This window comes from Flammeovirgaceae bacterium SG7u.111 (genome assembly GCA_034044135.1).
Taxonomy (GTDB): domain Bacteria; phylum Bacteroidota; class Bacteroidia; order Cytophagales; family Flammeovirgaceae.
This window is the reverse complement of sequence record CP139021.1, coordinates 1765244-1783607: the sequence shown is the minus strand read 5'-3', so window position 1 is coordinate 1783607 and position 18364 is coordinate 1765244. Positions and strand designations below refer to the sequence as shown.

General features: G+C 40.6%; 14 protein-coding genes. 11 read left to right on the top strand and 3 right to left on the bottom strand.

Annotated elements, in window-relative coordinates; all coding sequences use genetic code 11:
* Nucleotides 1–28 precede the first annotated feature (28 nt).
* The 4 genes from R9C00_07045 (at nucleotide 29) to R9C00_07030 (ending at nucleotide 5625) form a co-directional block, all read left to right on the top strand.
* Nucleotides 29–1270, top strand: a complete 1242-nt coding sequence (locus R9C00_07045) for a DUF4374 domain-containing protein (protein WPO37200.1) — start codon at nucleotides 29–31, stop codon at nucleotides 1268–1270.
* Between the two features lie 108 nt (nucleotides 1271–1378).
* Complete coding sequence (locus R9C00_07040; protein WPO37199.1) at nucleotides 1379–2911, top strand: ankyrin repeat domain-containing protein; 1533 nt, start codon at nucleotides 1379–1381, stop codon at nucleotides 2909–2911.
* Nucleotides 2911–3399, top strand: coding sequence for a DUF2271 domain-containing protein (locus R9C00_07035; protein WPO37198.1), 489 nt, complete (start codon nucleotides 2911–2913; stop codon nucleotides 3397–3399). Before R9C00_07040 ends, R9C00_07035 begins: the two co-directional genes overlap by 1 nt.
* 18 nt (nucleotides 3400–3417) lie before the next feature.
* Nucleotides 3418–5625: a PepSY domain-containing protein gene (locus R9C00_07030; GenBank protein ID WPO37197.1), complete on the top strand. Its 2208-nt coding sequence runs from the start codon at nucleotides 3418–3420 to the stop codon at nucleotides 5623–5625.
* Between the two features lie 90 nt (nucleotides 5626–5715).
* Here R9C00_07030 and R9C00_07025 read toward each other — a convergent pair whose 3' ends face one another.
* Complete coding sequence (locus R9C00_07025) at nucleotides 5716–6885, bottom strand: AIR synthase-related protein (GenBank protein ID WPO37196.1); 1170 nt, start codon at nucleotides 6883–6885, stop codon at nucleotides 5716–5718.
* Between the two features lie 281 nt (nucleotides 6886–7166).
* Between R9C00_07025 and R9C00_07020 the strand changes: the two genes are divergently transcribed.
* The 4 genes from R9C00_07020 (at nucleotide 7167) to R9C00_07005 (ending at nucleotide 12052) form a co-directional block, all read left to right on the top strand.
* Nucleotides 7167–7670, top strand: coding sequence for a CBS domain-containing protein (locus tag R9C00_07020; protein ID WPO37195.1), 504 nt, complete (start codon nucleotides 7167–7169; stop codon nucleotides 7668–7670).
* 336 nt (nucleotides 7671–8006) lie between these two features.
* Nucleotides 8007–9623, top strand: coding sequence for a phosphoenolpyruvate carboxykinase (ATP) (pckA, locus tag R9C00_07015; GenBank protein WPO37194.1), 1617 nt, complete (start codon nucleotides 8007–8009; stop codon nucleotides 9621–9623).
* Nucleotides 9624–10009: 386 nt separating this feature from the next.
* Nucleotides 10010–11323 carry a sulfatase-like hydrolase/transferase gene (locus R9C00_07010; GenBank protein ID WPO37193.1) on the top strand — a complete coding sequence of 438 codons (1314 nt, stop codon included), beginning with the start codon at nucleotides 10010–10012 and terminating at the stop codon, nucleotides 11321–11323.
* A 315-nt stretch (nucleotides 11324–11638) separates the two neighbouring features.
* Entirely contained in the window at nucleotides 11639–12052 is a 414-nt protein-coding gene (locus R9C00_07005) for a hypothetical protein (GenBank protein WPO37192.1), read from the top strand.
* Here R9C00_07005 and R9C00_07000 read toward each other — a convergent pair.
* Nucleotides 12049–13134 carry an IS4 family transposase gene (locus R9C00_07000; GenBank protein ID WPO37191.1) on the bottom strand — a complete coding sequence of 362 codons (1086 nt, stop codon included), beginning with the start codon at nucleotides 13132–13134 and terminating at the stop codon, nucleotides 12049–12051. The two genes, R9C00_07005 and R9C00_07000, sit on opposite strands and share 4 nt — an antisense overlap.
* 274 nt (nucleotides 13135–13408) lie before the next feature.
* Between R9C00_07000 and R9C00_06995 the strand changes: the two genes are divergently transcribed.
* Both R9C00_06995 and R9C00_06990 read left to right on the top strand, forming a co-directional pair.
* On the top strand, nucleotides 13409–14044 hold the full coding sequence (locus R9C00_06995; GenBank protein ID WPO37190.1) for a hypothetical protein: 636 nt from the start codon (nucleotides 13409–13411) through the stop codon (nucleotides 14042–14044).
* A gap of 32 nt (nucleotides 14045–14076) precedes the next feature.
* The gene (locus tag R9C00_06990) at nucleotides 14077–14415 is read left to right on the top strand and encodes a hypothetical protein (GenBank protein ID WPO37189.1); all 339 of its coding nucleotides are present in this window, start codon (nucleotides 14077–14079) and stop codon (nucleotides 14413–14415) included.
* A gap of 5 nt (nucleotides 14416–14420) precedes the next feature.
* On the opposite strand, the gene R9C00_06985 is transcribed toward R9C00_06990, so the two are convergent.
* Entirely contained in the window at nucleotides 14421–15713 is a 1293-nt protein-coding gene (locus R9C00_06985; GenBank protein WPO37188.1) for a nucleoside transporter C-terminal domain-containing protein, read from the bottom strand.
* Nucleotides 15714–16043: 330 nt separating this feature from the next.
* Between R9C00_06985 and R9C00_06980 the strand changes: the two genes are divergently transcribed.
* The gene (locus R9C00_06980) at nucleotides 16044–18281 is read left to right on the top strand and encodes a bifunctional alpha,alpha-trehalose-phosphate synthase (UDP-forming)/trehalose-phosphatase (protein WPO37187.1); all 2238 of its coding nucleotides are present in this window, start codon (nucleotides 16044–16046) and stop codon (nucleotides 18279–18281) included.
* The last annotated feature ends 83 nt before the right edge of the window (nucleotides 18282–18364 follow it).

Genomic DNA, 18364 nt, shown 5'->3' with positions numbered 1-18364 from the left:
CAACTCTAAATCAATCAAAATGAATTTTATGAAAACAATTTGCAATACCACAAATTTCAAGAAAAACATGTGGGCATTAAGTTTAATTTTCGCAACAAGTGCTTTTATATTTAGCTGTAGCGATGACAGTGACGACCCTGAACCTAATCCTGAACCTATCGTATCAACTCGGTATTTTATAGCAGCAGAAAATGACAATGGGACTTATTTCTTGGCAGTTGATAGCCTATCAGGAGGAACTACCACCACTGCTGGCAACGGAATTGAAGATGCTAATTCCTATACACACTATGCTTACAATGGAACTTCTGCTGTGCTGGCTCTTGGTTATAGACAGGGTGACCCTGCTACTGGTAGAATTTTTGGGCTGGACACTACTGGTCAATTAGCGGAAGTAGGAGCAGGCTTTCAGTTGACTAACAGTTTTTCATCAATCGGTCCCTTTGAGAATTACTTAGTAACGATCAAGAGCGGAGTTACCTTTGCAGATAATACAACTGGAGCAAATTTCTATTTTCTTGACTTGGATAATGATGCTGCTGTTTCTTCAAAGCAGTTGGCAACCATGGATCTTGTAAAAGAAGGATCAGATTGCAGCTTAGTGGGTGTAGTAGATGGTGGGGATGGTACATTCCTTACTTCTGTAGAATTGGATGAGGGTTTAGATACATGTTACGTTGTGAAAATGGACGCAAACCTGAATGTTTTGAACGTCATGATGGATACTCGTATTGGCCGTGCATTAGGTCAATTCCGCTCAGCGCGTTATTCGCTTATTGCAAACGACGATGAAGGCAATACATATGTATTTAGCAACCCAATTGGCGGAAGCAAAGCAGGAGGCGCTTTAAGAATCAACCAAGGTGCTACATCTTTTGATGAAAGCTATTATTTTAATATCCAAGAACAGGCAAATGACTACTCATTCCGAAAAGTATTCCATGTAACAGAAAATTATTTCCTTCTAGAGTTCTACAATGAATATGAACCTAGTAGCCGTACAGCTGCCACTCAATATGCAATAGTAAATACTGAGGCAAAAACATTTTCTTGGATTTCAGGAATTCCTGAGTTTGGCAACATCAATGATGTTGGGTGGCCGTTCTCTTCTGATGGCAAAGCATATTTACCTATAACCACTAGCGATGCAAGCCCAACAGTGTATGTAGTTGATCCTGTAACAGCTACTGCCACTGCGGGTGTAGTAGTTAAAGCAGCAACAGGTATTGGTGGATTGGCCAAATTAACTTACACTACAGAAAGTAAGTAATTCAGTTAATAGAATGGTCAAATTGACCGATGCTCTTTGTTGACCATTCCTTATTTCAGAATTATTTTTTATTAGTTAAAGAAAAAGATTATGAAAAAAATATTTTTAATGTCAACAGTATGGCTATTTGCTTTGTATGGCAGTAGCATTCATGCACAAACAAGCAAGCTATTAAATGACAAGTTTTGGGAAGCAAAACCGAGTTTGGCATCTGTAAAAACAGAGATGGAAAAAGGGTTTGATTTCAAGAATATACTTGGAATGGAGGACCCTATTGTGCTAGCCATCCGTTATGGTGCACCTACAGCCACCATCAACTATTTATTAGATCAGCCTGGTGTTGATTTTGCCCGGCTGATCCACGAAGGGCGTATCTACCTCCACTTGGTTGCCAACAAAGGCAATGCTGAAGTCGTTGACCATTTGTTGGCAAAAGGGTCCGACATGTATTTTATAGATGCAAATGGACATACCGCATTTACCTACGCAGGGTTTCAAGGGCATTTGACAACTGACGTGATAGATGTCTTCATAAAACATGGAATAGATCTCAATAAAAAATATGAAACCAAATTTGGGGCAGACATCTTACTTATTTCTATACCTTACGATAAAGACCTCAAAATCACCGACTATTTTGTATCTAAAGGCTTATCGCTCAACAGTACAGATGACGACGGCAACACCGCCTTTAACCATGTAGCAAAAATTGGCTACGTACCAGCGATGAAAGAGCTCCTTAAAAGAGGAGTGAAATACAATGAAAATGCGTTAATTATAGCATCGCAGGGTACTTACAGAACTGCTAATTCTATTGAAGTATACAAATACTTGGTAGACGAACTGAAGATCGATCCAAAAACTAAAAACAAAGATAATCAAAATGTTCTGCACGCTATTGCAGGCAAGAGGAACCAAGCAGAAATAGTAAGCTATTTCTTGGACAAAGGTGTAGATGTAAACGAGGTTGACAAAAAAGGCAATACACCTTTCTTGAACGCTGCAAGCGCACGTAGCTCTGACTTATTGAAATTGATGTACCCCCATTTCAAAGCTAAAAAAATTAATGCCCAAAATAATGATGGCGCAACCGCACTCATGTTAGCGGCTTCAAAAAACGATGCAAATGCCGTTGCTTTCTTAATAGAAAAAGGTGCTGATCCGAAGCTCAAAAATAAAGAAGGAAATGATGTAGGATATTACTTGGTAGAGGCTTACAGACCAGCAGGTGGAAGAAGAGGTCGCCCAGCCCCAGGTGGACAAGTCCAGAGTGAAATAAAGAGCGATCCTTTCAGTGAAAAACTGGAAATATTAAAAAAGAGTGGCTACGATGTAAACACCCAACAAACAAAGGGAGCTTCATTGCTTCATGTAGCAGCTGGTAAAAATGATTTCAAACTTATCAAAACGCTTGTCTCATCTGGTATGGATGTAAATCAAGCGGATAAAAATGGAACTACTCCACTTCATATTGCTTCCATGAAAGCAACCAACGACAAGATACTAAAATACCTCGTTGCCCAAGGAGCAAACCTTTCAGCAAAGACTAGTTTTGGTGAAACAGTATATGATTTGGCAAGTGAAAATGAAGTGCTTGGGAAAAAAGATATTAACGTCGAATTTTTAAAGCCTTCAAAATAATGAAAGTAATTAAATTAGGTTTGATATTTTGTTTGGTGCCAATAATAGGTAGTTGGGCTATAAAACCAGCAACAGACAGCAACTCTTATAAATGCCTTTTGCAACTTACCAATTATACAGGTGAAGGAGCTTACATAGTAACATCCTTAATAAACCCTGAAGGTGAGTACGAAAAAACGCTTTATGTGTTTGGAAAAGACGAAAAATGGTACCACGACCTCGCAGAGTGGTGGATCTTTTTTGAAAAATCTTCTATACAGATAGATGGCATAAGTGGGGCTTCCCTTACTGGCGGAGAGCGAGCAGTTTTTGTATTTGAGATAGATAAAGAAAAATTAAATACGGGTTATAAACTTCGCATCGAAACCGCTGTAGAAAGTCAGGAGTATTATGTAGACGATGTGGAATTCCCACTTACTTCTGAAAATGTAAGCAAAAAATATGAAGGGAAAGGCTATATACGCTACGTCCGTATTATGCCTAATTAAATAGCCATCAACAGATTTATGATTATCTCAATTTGGAGATACAGCCATTTGCTCTTGGCTGTATCTTCTTTCATATTTATATCGATCGCTTCCATAACAGGTGTCATCCTAGCTGTTGAACCTATTTCCAACAAACTAGAAAAATATGATGTAGATGGAGCTTCCGAACTGAGCCTTTCAGAAACAATACCACAATTAAAAAATTCGTATGACGAAATATTTAGCCTAGAAGTGGGTGCCAACGGCTTTGTAGCCCTATCGGCAATAGACCAAAAAGGGAATATGGGCAACTTTTATATCAACCCTTTTACGGGGGAGAAAGAGGGTGATTTAATAAAAAAATCGTCTCTATTTGAGTTTGCCACAAACTTACACCGCTCCTTATTTCTCAAGGCAATCGGACGTTTTTTCATAGGGTTGACCTCTTTTCTACTTTTCCTCATTACCATTACGGGTGCTATTCTTATCCTGAAAAGGCAACAGGGAATAAAGCATTTCCTTTCAAAGATAGTGAAGGATAACTTTTTCCAATATTACCATGTATACCTAGGTCGCTTGGTGCTCATCCCTATCATCATTATTTCCATCACTGGTACATATTTATCCCTCCAACGCTTTGCTATTATACCCGAAGGAAAGATTTCTCATAACATCGACTTTGGAAACCGTTCAGATTCTCCTAAAATCAACCTAGAGGATTTTCCTATTTTCAAAAACACCCAATTGTCTGATATCCGCTCGTTGGAATTTCCTTTTTCACCAGATGAGGAAGATTATTTCACCCTCCAGCTGAAGACAAAAGAACTATTGGTCGACCAATACACAGGAGAGGTATTGAGCGAAATAAATTCCCCCCTCGTTAAAGTTCTTTCCGACCTAAGTATTTCCCTACATACAGGCAGAGGTAGCATAGGATGGTCTATTATACTTGGTTTATCATCCTTTAGCACCCTATTTTTCATTTATTCGGGCTTTTCTCTTACACTCAAAAGGCGAAATTACAAACTTAAAAACACATTCGGTAAAGACGAGTGCGACTATATTATATTGGTAGGCTCGGAAACGGGCAGTACGTTACCGTATGCTATCCAGCTCCACGAGCAACTCCTAAAAGCCGAGAAAAAAGCCTTTATTACCGAACTCAATAGGTATACACGATTTAAACAGATGGAACACCTTGTGGTGATCACCTCTACCTACGGACAAGGGGAAGCTCCTGAAAACGCCCGTAAATTCTTGCAGATATTTAGGGAAACCAGACCTAAAACTGCCTACTCTTTTTCTGTTGTTGGGTTTGGCTCTTTGGCTTATATCGAGTTCTGCAAGTTTGCTTTTGACATAGACCATTTCCTCCAAAAAGATGCAAACAGCCATAGGCTACTCGAAACACATACCATCAATAATCGTTCTTGGGAATCGTACCGCCAATGGGTAAAACAATGGAGCGAAGAACTGGAACTTTCACTTGAGCTTCCTGCAAACAACCCTGTGGAGGTAAAAAAGAAGGAAAAGCAACTGTTTAAAGTAGTCAAAAAAACGCAGGCTGCTGAAAACCCAGATGAAACCTTTCTTTTACAAGTAGAATCCAGTCAAAAACAAAGATTTCAGTCAGGTGACCTGCTGGCTATATACCCAGCTCCTAATGCATATGAACGCCTTTATTCTATGGCTGTCCTCCAAAATAACCAAGTACTGCTTAGTATAAAAAGACATGAAAAAGGGTTGTGTTCCAACTACCTAAACGAGTTGAACTTTGGTGAAACACTAGAAGCTAATATTGTCAAAAATCAAGAATTCTATTTCCCCAAAAAGGCAAAAAGAGTTGTGATGATAGGTACGGGAACTGGCATAGCTCCTTTCTTGGGCATGTTGGACAAAAATAACAGGCAAGTAGAAACTCACCTATACTGGGGCGCAAGAAACCAGCAATCTTTTGAACTGTACAAGAACTACATTGAAACTGCCTTAAACGACAATCGTCTGACCAATTTTATCCCTGCTTATTCTAGACTGGGCACGAGTAAAACCTATGTGCAAGAGTTGATTTCCAGAGATAGCCAATGGATAGCTCAAACGCTTCGGGAAAAGGGTGTTATCATGATCTGTGGCTCCATAGCGATGCAGAAAGAGGTAATCGCACATTTGGAGAAAATCTGCTTAATCATTAACCAGAAGTCTCTCAGCTATTACCAAAATAGAAACCAACTCAGGATGGATTGTTACTAAAAACGTGCTCTGATTATCTGACAACAAAGTAAACAAGTAAAGGGCATCCATGATCATGGATGCCCTTTACTGTTTTATATTTATAATTTCCTAGCCATAAATAAACTCACCAAACTGGCTTCGGATAGTTGCCTTTTTCTGGTCGGCAGCTTCTACCCTGCCTACTATTTGTGCTTCTATGCCGAAAGAGGTGGAGATATCGATGATGTCTTGGGCATATTTTTCATCGAGGTAGATTTCCATCCTATGCCCCATGTTGAAGACTTTGTACATTTCCTTCCAATCCGTTTTACTCTCTTCTTGGATGAGCTTGAAAAGTGGAGGGCAATCGAACAGGTTGTCTTTAATAATATGTAGCCCCTCTACAAAGTGAAGGATTTTGGTCTGCGCTCCGCCGCTGCAATGCACCATACCGTGCACCTCGTTGCGGTAACCGTCCAATATTTTCTTAATAACGGGCGCATAAGTTCGCGTGGGAGAAAGCACCAACTGACCAGCATCCAAAGGGCTACCTTCTACGCTGTCGGTCAGTTTTTTTGAACCCGAATATACCAAGTCAGAGGGAACGCCCGGATCGAAGCTTTCAGGGTATTTTTCCGCAAGGTACTTGCCAAACACATCGTGACGAGCTGAGGTGAGCCCATTGCTGCCCATACCGCCATTGTAGGCACTTTCGTACGTAGCTTGCCCAAAGGAAGCCAAGCCCACGATCACATCGCCTGCTTTTATATTTGCATTGTTCACCACCTCGCTGCGTTTCATGCGGGCAGTGATGGTATTATCTACTATGATTGTCCGAACCAAATCCCCAACATCGGCAGTTTCCCCTCCCGTGCTGTGGATGTTCACCCCATGGTCGCGCAGGTTTTCCAGCACTGCTTCCGTTCCGTTGATAATTGCCGAAATCACCTCGCCGGGCACTAGGTTCTTGTTCCTACCAATGGTAGAAGAAAGCAACATATTATCGGTTGCGCCTACGCAAAGCAGATCATCTACGTTCATGATGATGGCATCTTGGGCAATTCCTTCCCACACTGAAATATCGCCTGTTTCTTTCCAGTACATATAAGCGAGGGAAGATTTTGTGCCTGCACCGTCGGCATGCATAATCACGCATTGCTCAGGATCGTTGCCCAGCAAATCGGGCACTATCTTGCAAAAAGCCTTTGGGAAAAGCCCTTTGTCCAAGTTTTTGATTGCCTTGTGAATATCTTCTTTATCAGCCGAAACGCCTCTTTGCCTATATCTTTCCTCCTGCATGATTTGGTCAATTTTTTATTGGGGTGAAAAAACTGTGAAGCTGTTTTGAATTTTTTATTCAAAAAACAACTTCTGGGGCAAAAATAAGAAATCGATCACTAGAAAATGGTTCGCTTTGGGTATTTATAAAGAACATTCTTAAGCACGAAAGGTCTTTTAATAGGCAATTAACTGAAAAAGAAGTTTTTATATTTTTGCCTTTCTATGATGAAGATCATATTTTAATATCGTAACTTTTAGCAGATTATACCCCCTAAAATCTACCAAAAAGTAACAAGCTTATGAAACTCAACGTCCCTATATCCAAAGTAATGATGACCCAGATTTTCACCGTAGAGCCCAAAGACAAGCTCTCTGTGATCAAAGAAACATTCGATCTCTACCATTTCCGCCACCTTCCCGTCATTAATCAAGGCAGGATGGTCGGTATCATTAGCCAATCTGATTTTTTGCGCGTGACCTACGGTGCAAACTTGAAACCTGAAGAAGACCAGCAGGTGAACGAAGAAATTTATGGGTCTATTACCGCCGAAGAAATAATGACTCATGTAGTAAGGACGCTTACCTCCAAGCACACGGTGCTGGATGCCGCCTTGCTTTTCGAAAAGAATCAATTCCACTGCTTACCTATAGTAGATAAAGGAAAGCTTGTGGGCATGGTAACTCCTATAGATTTGGTGAGACACTTGAAAAACAGGATTCTTTTGAACAAAGATATGGAAGATGCGGGTAGCCGATTGCCTAAAAGCGAGCTCTCTATTGGGAACAGCTTATCCAATCTGTAGTATTTTTTTTTAAAATAGGTTGAGTTATTTTTTATTTTTTTCGGCAGGTATTTTTTTAAAGCAAAGCCTACAAAGTTTTAATTCATTACATATCAATTATTTACACACTACAAGGCCAGCTAAATCAAAAATGATTTTAGTGTAAAAACTAAAGCAAAAAGCCCTAAAAAACGTCCTTTTGAATAAATCATATTTAAACTATGATTTAAGTCATTTCGAAAATTTGGCTATCCGAGTAAACTTGCATTGTAATAAAAAACAAAGGGGAAGCAAAACCTCTCAAAAACGAATTAAAATTTTATAGAAATAATATTAATAACCAAAACCCATCGAAAAATGCAACAAATCGGTATTCGTTCTAAGAAAACAAATCTTTATTCTCTTGGTATCAAATCCGCAAACGTGAAGTGGAACTTAGAGCCATCTCAATTGTACGAAGAGATCATCAAAAATGATGAAGGTGTAATAGCAGACTCAGGCGCAGTGATGGTAGATACATCTATTTTCACAGGTCGTGCACCAAAAGACAAGTATGTAGTGAAGGATGAAAAAACTGCTGATACTGTATGGTGGGGTAACATTAACCAACCAATAGAGCCTTCAGTATTTGATGAGATCTACAAAGAGATGATCACTTACTTGTACGATAAAGACTTATATGCAAGAGACGGTTTTGCAGGTGCTGATCCAAAATATACGCTTCCTGTACGTTTCGTAAACACTTACGCTTGGCAAAATTTGTTCATCGACAACATGTTCATCAGACCTTCTAAAGAAGAACTAGAGAACTTCGAGCCAGAGTGGACAGTAATTGATGCTCCTGAGTTCACAGTTGATCCTAAACGTTTCGGTATCCGTTCTAGCAACTTCGCTTTGGTTAGCTTTACTAAAAAGCAAATCATCATTGGTGGTACTGGTTATGCTGGTGAGATGAAAAAAGGTATCTTCTCAGTGTTGAACTATGTTCTACCACAAGAAAAAGGTATCCTTTCTATGCACTGCTCAGCTAACGTTGGCAAAAACGACGACACTGCTATCTTCTTCGGATTGTCAGGTACTGGTAAAACTACACTTTCTGCCGATCCTAACAGGGATTTGATTGGTGATGACGAGCACGCTTGGACTGAAGACGGAGTATTCAACTTTGAAGGTGGTTGCTACGCTAAAGTTATCGACCTTTCTAAGGAAAAAGAGCCACAAATTTGGGATGCCGTTAAGTTTGGTGCTATCCTTGAAAACACTCGTTTCACTGAAGGTAACACAACAAGAACTGTAGACTTCACTGACAATTCAGTTACTGAAAATACTAGGGTATCTTACCCAATCCACCACATAGCAAACGCAAGGATTCCTTCAGTAGGGCCTAAGCCTAAGAACATCTTCTTCTTGACTTGTGATGCATTCGGTGTATTGCCTCCGATCTCTAAATTGACTCCAGGTCAGGCTATGTTCCACTTCATCTCTGGCTTTACTTCTAAAGTTGCTGGTACTGAAATGGGTATCACTGAGCCACAACCAACATTCTCAGCATGTTTCGGTGCAGCATTCTTGCCTATCCACCCAACAAAATATGCAGAGATTCTTGGTGAAAACATGAAGAAAACTGACGTGAATGTTTGGTTGATCAACACTGGATGGTCTGGTGGATCTTACGGAGTTGGAGAGAGAATGAGCTTGAAATACACTAGGGGTATGATCACTGCCGCTCTCGAAAACAAACTTGACAATGTAGAGTACGCTACCGACCCAATCTTCGGAGTAAACGTTCCTACTTCATGTGACGGTGTTCCTTCAGAAGTATTAATTCCTAAGAACACTTGGGCTGACAAAGCTGCTTACGAAAAAACTGCTACTAAACTAGCAGAGATGTTCAACAAGAACTTCGAGAAATACGCAGATTATGCTAACGAAGAAATCTTGGCTGGCGCACCTAACTCAGGCGTAACAGCATAAGTATCGATAGATAAATAATAGGTTTAACAATAGGCAAAAGCCTTCCCTTCTGGGGAAGGCTTTGTTGTTTTTGAGCAAATAAGGGAAATCCTTTGCATAACTACGGTTGCTAGAAATCAATCCATCTAGTTACATTTGTGTGTAATCATTTTCAGAGCATATTTGAATTTTATCTATTTCGCTGCAAATGCATACTTCATGTACCTCACAGAAGCATCTGCCCGGTTCAAAATATTTTTTTTCACTGGGCCAATACTCGGTAGCACTACTATTCAAAAGTTTTCTTCTGTTGCGAGAACCATAAAGCGATCCGCCACCGCAGTCTGCATTTTCGCATGAACACTAAATTTTAAACATGCTCTTAACTCTCACAAATACTTACAGAAGTGAAAAGACACATTTTAACTACCATTTTGCTTGTAATTTCGACATACGCATTTGCCCAACCCAACATCATCCTTATCGAATCTGACGACCAAAGCAACGTTGCTGTTGGGGCATTTGGTTTTGGAGAAATGCACACACCCAACATTGATAAACTTGCCAAAGAAGGCGTTTATTTTACTAGTGCCCACAACATGGGCTGCTGGTCGCCAGCGGTATGTATCCCCAGCCGAACTATGCTTTTTAACGGAACTACTATCTGGAAAGCCTCTAAAATCACTGCTAAAAAAGTGCCCGGAGCATCACTTACTGAGCGGCTAAGCGCAGAAGGCTACACCACGTACTTTACAGGAAAATGGCATGCCTTGGGCAAAAGACCACAAGATACGTTCGACCATGTAGGTCATATCCTTCCTGGGCAATTGAAAACCTATTATACCGAGGAAGGACACCTCACGGATGTGGTAGGCGATGAGGCTGTAGAGTTCATTAATCAAGCTGCCAAAGAAGACAATCCTTTTTTCCTCTACGTTGCTTTCAATGCACCGCATGTCCCTCGCCAAACCGAGCAGAAATACTACGACATGTACCCTACCTCAAAAATCAAACTTCCACCTAGCGTGAAAGATGGCGAGCCGTTACACCCGCACATAAAATATAACTACACTTCTGACCCCATCAGGGCCAAGAGCATGAAGGAGCGCTACCAACAAAACAATGCCATGGTCACCCATATGGACGAACGAGTTGGGGATATCATAGCAGCGTTGAAAAAATCGGGAAAATACGAGAACTCGATTATCGTGTTTATGTCTGACCATGGCATAAGCTTTGGCGAAAATGGCGTGGCTGGCAAAGTATGCCTTTACAATGTGAGCGCTACCGCTCCATTAATTGTTTGTGGACCCGGTATCCCTTCGGATATAAAACTCCCCCAACGAGTGTACCTGCAAGACATCTACCCCACGCTGCTAGACTTAGTTGGGGCCGAAAAGCCAGACTATATCGACTTCAAATCCCTCTCTCCTCTCATTAAACAGAAAACCAACAAAAGTCCTTACGCCTCTATCTACCTAGCCATGTTCACCGACCAGCGAGGGATTATCCTCAATGACCACAAGCTAATCATGTACCCCGACGGAAAAGCAGCCGAGCTTTATAATGTAACAGAAGACCCTTGGGAAACGACCAACTTGATAACCCAAACGGGGAACGAAAAGCTATTGAAAAAACTTGGGAAAGAATTTGTAGCATGGCAAAAGGAAACAGGAGACTCGCTTGACCTAAAACCCATTTTCCCCGAAATATTTGAGTAATAAAATCATTACTGAATCAAAGAGACGCTCATTTTGAGCGTCTCTACTTATTTTCATTTCCAAACTCGATAGGCGTGTTTGTAGCACTCAAACCACTTTCCTGGAGTAGTAGGGTTGTAAACCACATCCCTAGGAATCGAGCGGAACCATTGACTCCCAGTCAAGAAGGCCATAAAGCAACTCTATTATAATTATGAATATAAAAAATAGCACTTACCTTTCCAACCTTACTTCTTATAAAACTCTCCTAGCATTGAAAACAATCAAACTTATAACATAAAATAGATTTAAACCAAACCTAAATAGTCGTTTCTCATGAAAGAAAATTTTATTCAAATTTTATTGTTATTGACTGTAGCCCTACTATTTGAGAGCTGTTCAACTAATGATGATATCGATGTACAATCATTAATTGCTGCACCAGAGGAGATTTTAATCAATGATGAAAAATATACCCTCAATGGGTATTTACTCAATATTGAAAATCAGCTAGATGTTTTCGCAGAATTTGTAAAAGATAACAAAACTGATATAGATAGTACTATGAAAATAGGTCACATTTCCATAGTAAAAGATAATATGGTTTATCAAGCATCTTCACTGACTAAAATGGCTCCTTCTGGCGCTTACTCTCTCATTAGCAAATCAGAAAATTTGCCAAATTGGGTAAGCTCAACGGGTGCTCAAATGGTTGTAGAAATCAAGTTAGGAGATAAATCCTTTTTCTAAGTACATGACAAAAAAATCTTAAAAGCGATTTTGATGTCGTTTCTAATTGTATTGATAAAAGCATTGGTAAGGAAATCAAGCCCGTAAGTAAAGAAGCTTACGGCCCTCCTGCCGTGGTTTTTAATTGCTATTTTTTTGACACAATCATTAAGGTAAATGCCTACGCTGTAAGACCAAACAAAAGCAATGGAAATGACTTTTATCAGGGTGTCTAATCTTTCATAATCAGTAATATGGGTATCTTCCAAATTAAAACCAGCCGACTTGAAAGCCCTGAACATAGTTTCTATCTGCCAACGGTTTTTATAGATGTCTAGGCTTAAGTCTTCTTGGTTATAGGAAACCAATATCAGGTAATCAATTTTTCCATTTTGACCAACATATTTAATACCTGAGAAATAGCCCAACGTATCATTGAGATAAACAATTTTAGGGTGAAAATATACTCGGTTTAGCCGTTGAGCCATTAATAACCAATAAGCTTTCACCGTTTTGCCTTCCGCCAAAGTAATATGCATATTATTGCGGACCCTGATAAAATAACGGATTTGATGGCTCGTCAAATACGCCAACCAATCTTGGCCAACAAACTCTCTATCAGCTGTCAAATAGGCAATCTTATCATCTCCAAAGTTGAGCATAAAACGATTGAGTAGGTCTTTTCGCTCTTTTTGAGAGGAATTGCCCCGCTTATTTCCCAATGTGCACCAAAATACGGGCAGGCCTACTCCTTTATAAATTACTGATAAGAACAAAATGTTGATGTTGAGCTGTCCCAGCTTCCAATTTGTCCGGTCCAGGCTTAATTCATATTTACCTTCTATTGGTAAGGTTTTCATTATCAGCTTACAATAAAGGGCTTCTGCAAAGGTGAATTGGCTGAAGAACCGCTGGACTCTACGAAGTTTTGATGATAGAAGAACCCCATTATCATATCCTGTCGCCAATCGTTTGAAATTCACGCTCCTTACTTTCAAAACCGATATGATTAAATAACTCAACAACGTTATTCTGGCTTTATTTCCTCCCAACTCTTGCTGCAAAATCAATTGCAATTCTTTACTTTTATACAGGCTTGTCATCTAGGTTGTTTTTTTGTCTCGCAACTCAAAAATAACCTTTTGATGGCTTGCCTTTTATTTTTGTCATGTACTCAGATCCTTTTTAATAAAAGATTCTGATGTTGAAATGTAAACTATCTGGATATTGCATAAAAGTCCGCACAAATTAGTTAGGGGCAAATCCATTTTTTTCATTTGGTACAGATAACTTCATCAAAGATAATTAGAAAGAACCCTTTCCTCAAATGCGCTAAATCCTTAAATTAGTATGCGAGCATATCTAACCTAAAGAAATATGGCTGAAAAAAGAGGATTCACCACTTTTATTGGAGCTGTTGCCGGGCTGATCACCGCTATAGGAACGTTGATCGTTATTTTAAACCAAGTCGGGTTATTGGGCACACCCAAAAGCAGCGTGACTACCAAGCCCCAAACCGAGCAAACCCTTCCCTCTGCAAACCAACCGAGCAATTCGCAACGAGTACAAGAGCTCGAAAATAAGATAACCGAGCTAGATGATGACGAGGCTGCCGCCAAAGAAGAGGAAATGCTGAAAAGAATAGAAGAGCTTGAAAAACAGCTAAAAGCAAAGCAACAAAAAGCGGTGAGCAATAATCAAACTGAGCCTACTTCAAGTGTCAACCTTACAGGGTATTGGACCGATGCCTACAGTGGGGGGCTCTACCAGATTAATCAATACGGCACAGAAATTAGTTTGAAGGAATTTGTAAATTACTTTGGAGTGCAGACCATTACCAGCGATGGCTATGGTAGCATTTCGGGCAAGCAAGTCAAAATTGACTACAATACCCTTCTCAACACTTCTGGTTCAGCTACGCTCAAGATTCAAAACAACGGGAATAGGCTCACGGGAACAGCAACCGACCATTATACGAAAGCCGTCATCCAACTGGACTTGACGAGAAATTGACACCTGCACTTATGTAAAAAAACAGTACTAAAATGCCTATAGCAACTATTTATACCCAAGAGCCTATTTCCCAAGAAAAATGGGAAGCTGTAGTTTTTTCCTGGGCACAAAAGATACGGGTAGATGTAAAAGATATCAGCATACATATCGTCAGTAATTTTATGACGGCAGGCGCAAAGTACGATATGAAAGTGCATTTATTCCTTCCTTCTCTGTGGGGCGAGTCTCCCATAAAAGAAATCCAAAACACCTTTTTGGAAACAGTACAAGACAAACTTGGAGTTTCTGAGAAGGAAGTCATTATCATCACGCAGATTATTGACTCAGGGCATGTAGTTGACAGAGGAAAAACAGAAAAGTGGGACAGTTAAACAATTTACCCAACTAGTGCGCCTGCAATAGTAGCGGTCATCATACAAGCGAGTGTTGCAGCCAAAAGTGCGTAGAAACCAAGCTTCGATAAGTTCCCTTGCTGATTAGGAGCCATTCCCCCTATGCCGCCAATCTGGATGGCGATGGAGCTAAAGTTTGAAAATCCGCAAAGTGCATAAGTAGCTATCACAATCGACTTGGAAGCCAATACTCCATCCGCTTTCATCTGAGCCAAATCGTTGTAGGCTATAAACTCGTTGATCACTGTTTTCTGCCCCAGCAAGCTTCCTACTTTGAGCGTATCTCCCCATTCCACTCCCATTACCCAAGCAAAAGGGCGGAAAGCTTGACCCAAAATATACTCCAAAGAAAAACCTGTAAACTGCCCTCCAGTAGATTCTACAATCAGCGGATTCAATCCAGTTACCTCACCAATAAATCCGCTCAACAGCCCATTAACCGCAAATATCAAAGCAATAAACGCCAACAACATTCCACCGACGTTCAAGGCAAGTTTCAACCCTTCAGAAGCTCCATTGGAAAGAGCATCTACTAAATTTACACCTAAGCTTTCGCTATTTACTTTTAATTCCTTATCAATCTTTTCAGGCTCCGTTTCTGGTATCAGTACCTTCGAAATCACTACCGCTGCAGGTGCGTTCATGATGGAAGCACTAAGCAGGTACGAGGCAAATTTTACTCGAAGCTCGGGATCATCGCCTCCTAAAAATGCTACATATCCAGCCATCACGCCGCCGGCAATGGTCGCCATGCCTCCTGTCATCAGGGTCATCAGCTCCGAATAGGTCATGTTTTTAATAAAGGGCTTTACCAACAAAGGGGCTTCGGTTTGCCCTAAGAAAATATTTCCTGCTACCGATAAGCTTTCCGACCCTGAAAGGCGCATAGTACGAGCCATTATCCAAGCAATGCCATACACTATTTTCTGAAGGATACCTAAGTAATAAAGCCCAGCCGTAACGGTAGAAAAGAAAATAATGGTGGGAAGCACTTGGAAGGCGAATATAAACCCAAAAGAACTCACATCAGTCACCAAAGCGCCAAACAGAAACTCAGCTCCGTTTCCTGCATAACTCAAAAAGTTCACAAATACTTCGCTCACTTTCATGAAAGCCATCCTTACAAAGCTAACTTGGGTGATAAGCAAACCAAATATAATCTGAAGAACGATACCCGTTCCTACCAGCCTCCAATCTACGGCTTTTCGGTTTTTAGAAAACATCCATGCTACCGCTATTAATACAAGAAGACCTACTAAACCTCTAATGATTTGCATAAAAAAACTTGGAGAGTAAAATGTGAATAATTCATTGCTAAATTAATCCATTCTGACGCAAATAGAAACCTTGAAGAAAAATTAGATGTAAAGCATAAAACCAATCCCTGAAAACCAGCATGTTAGTGTTTTCTCTAAAAAAAATAACGCTCTTTCATTCCTAGAAATAGACTTTAGTTTTTACAAAAAAATTTTGTTCATGGTAAAAAATGATTAACATGTGGTCGATTTGCAAAGCTCTTTGAAAAGAAAGCAAACAAGTTAGAAAATAGGTGGTTTTACTAAAACGAAACACTTATTTTACCTAATGAGTGATTTTTTCCAAACTCTATGGAAAAACCAAAGGCGCTCATTATTTTTTATCATCATTTGAGAACCAATATCATTTTTATGTCAAAAAGAACATTAATAGTTTCTAACCGATTACCAGTTACCGTGCACGAAGACGAAGGCGAGTTTAGCTTTAAACCAAGTGCTGGGGGGTTGGCTACTGGACTTAGCTCTGTTTATAAGCAAGGTGAAAACCTTTGGCTCGGCTGGCCGGGAATTTACGATGTGGTAGAATCTCAGAAGACGGAAGTTGCTCAAAAGTTAAAGAATGACAACATGGCGCCAGTGTACCTGACGCCAGAAGATATTGAAGATTATTACGAAGGGTTTAGCAACAAAACGCTCTGGCCGCTATTCCACTACTTTACTGAATTTGCCATCTACGACGACTACCTCTGGGAAGCCTACGTGAAGGTAAACGAGAAGTTTAGGAACGAAATATTGAAACACGCCTCGGACGGAGATGTGATCTGGATCCACGATTACCAACTGCTCTTGCTCCCCAGCATGGTGAGGGAAAAATTACCCAACGCCACCATCGGATTCTTCCAACATATCCCTTTCCCTTCTTACGAGATTTTCAGGCTCTTACCTTGGCGAGAACAAATTTTGGAGGGAATGCTTGGTTCGGATTTGCTAGGTTTCCACACCTACGACGACATGCGCCACTTCCTTAGCTCCGCCAACAGAGTATTGGGCTATGGCAGCACTATGGGTAAAATCAAGATCAACAACAGGCTGATTGCCGTAGATGCGTTCCCTATGGGCATTGATTACGAGAAGTTCTCGAATGCTACCCATGCTCCCGAGACCATCGACAAGCTAAAGCAGTATTTCCAGATTTTCTCTTCCAAAAAAGTGATGCTATCCATAGACCGCTTGGACTACACCAAGGGCATCAAGCAAAGGTTGCACGCCTTCGATATGTTTTTGGAAAAATATCCTCAATACCAAGGGAAGGTTACACTTATTTTGCTAGTAGTTCCTTCAAGGGTTCAGGTAGACCAATACCAACACCTCAAAGAAGAGATTGATACGATGGTAGGCAGGATCAACGGAAAACATAGTTTGCTTGACTGGCAACCTATCCACTATTTCTACCGCTCTTTCTCTTTCCACGACCTTTCTGCACTTTATAGCTGCGCAGATGTAGCGCTCATCACCCCACTTCGCGATGGGATGAACCTTGTCTGCAAAGAGTTTATAGCCAGCAAGCGAGACAAGCGAGGCGTGTTGATTTTGAGTGAAATGGCAGGGGCTGCCAAAGAGCTTTCGGAGTCAATTCTCATCAACCCGAACGATGTGAACCAGTTGGTAGATGCAATGGCGCAAGCCTTGGAAATGCCCGAAGCGGAGCAAATTGCCCGAAACGAGGAAATGCAACATAAGGTAAAACGCTATAATGTGCACCGCTGGGTAGAAGTATTTATGGAACAACTGGATGAAGTAAAAGTTGAACAAGAAAAATTGAACATGAAATTAGTTACTGGAAAAACAGCTGACAAAATTGTGAATGCTTATAAAAGCTCCAAAAAGAGGATCTTGTTTTTGGATTACGATGGCACACTCAAAGCATTTGCCGCCGACCCAAAATCGGTTAGTCCCGATGAAGAGCTTTTAGAAATATTGACCAACCTTACCAAAGACCCACAAAACAAGGTGGTGATCATAAGCGGAAGGGACAAAAGTACGCTCCACGATTGGGTTTCCCACCTCAACTTAGACATCATAGCAGAGCACGGGGTTTGGCTCAAAGAAAGCGGTAAAGAATGGGATATGATTGACACGTTGGATCAGTCGTGGAAAGACCAGATCAGGCATATTTTGGAGCTATATGTGGACAGGACACCTGGCTCGTTCATCGAGGACAAGGACTATTCGCTGGTATGGCACTACCGCAAAGCTGATACGGACTTTGGCGATTTGAGGGCGAGGGAATTACTATCGAACCTTAATTACCTCATTACCAACATGGACTTGCAAACCATGGAAGGGAACAAAGTAATAGAAATAAAAAGCCGAGTGGTGAACAAAGGTAGAGCGGCAAGCAAGTGGCTCGCAAAAGACAACTGGGATTTTGTAATGGCTCTTGGCGACGATGTGACAGATGAAGATACCTTCAAAGCCATGCCCGAAAATGCTTTCAGCATAAAAGTTGGCTTAACCGTTTCGGCAGCACTTCTTAATATTCGTTCTACCGAAGAAGTGAGGAAATTACTGAAGAGTTTGTATTCTTAAAAGCTATGATTGTGATATAAAAGATGCCATTGCTCAAAAAGATGGCATCTTTTTTACTAACTACTCTTTTCCTCATCAAAAAA

Coding starts and splice junctions, on each gene's coding strand:
- R9C00_07000 (WPO37191.1), bottom strand. CDS start 13,134: ATGACAAGCCTGTATAAAAGTAAAGAATTGCAATTGATTTTGCAGCAA.
- R9C00_07045 (WPO37200.1), top strand. CDS start 29: ATGAAAACAATTTGCAATACCACAAATTTCAAGAAAAACATGTGGGCA.
- R9C00_07025 (WPO37196.1), bottom strand. CDS start 6,885: ATGCAGGAGGAAAGATATAGGCAAAGAGGCGTTTCGGCTGATAAAGAA.
- R9C00_06990 (WPO37189.1), top strand. CDS start 14,077: ATGCCTATAGCAACTATTTATACCCAAGAGCCTATTTCCCAAGAAAAA.
- R9C00_07005 (WPO37192.1), top strand. CDS start 11,639: ATGAAAGAAAATTTTATTCAAATTTTATTGTTATTGACTGTAGCCCTA.
- R9C00_06995 (WPO37190.1), top strand. CDS start 13,409: ATGGCTGAAAAAAGAGGATTCACCACTTTTATTGGAGCTGTTGCCGGG.
- R9C00_06980 (WPO37187.1), top strand. CDS start 16,044: ATGGAAAAACCAAAGGCGCTCATTATTTTTTATCATCATTTGAGAACC.
- R9C00_06985 (WPO37188.1), bottom strand. CDS start 15,713: ATGCAAATCATTAGAGGTTTAGTAGGTCTTCTTGTATTAATAGCGGTA.
- R9C00_07040 (WPO37199.1), top strand. CDS start 1,379: ATGTCAACAGTATGGCTATTTGCTTTGTATGGCAGTAGCATTCATGCA.
- R9C00_07030 (WPO37197.1), top strand. CDS start 3,418: ATGATTATCTCAATTTGGAGATACAGCCATTTGCTCTTGGCTGTATCT.
- pckA (WPO37194.1), top strand. CDS start 8,007: ATGCAACAAATCGGTATTCGTTCTAAGAAAACAAATCTTTATTCTCTT.
- R9C00_07035 (WPO37198.1), top strand. CDS start 2,911: ATGAAAGTAATTAAATTAGGTTTGATATTTTGTTTGGTGCCAATAATA.
- R9C00_07020 (WPO37195.1), top strand. CDS start 7,167: ATGAAACTCAACGTCCCTATATCCAAAGTAATGATGACCCAGATTTTC.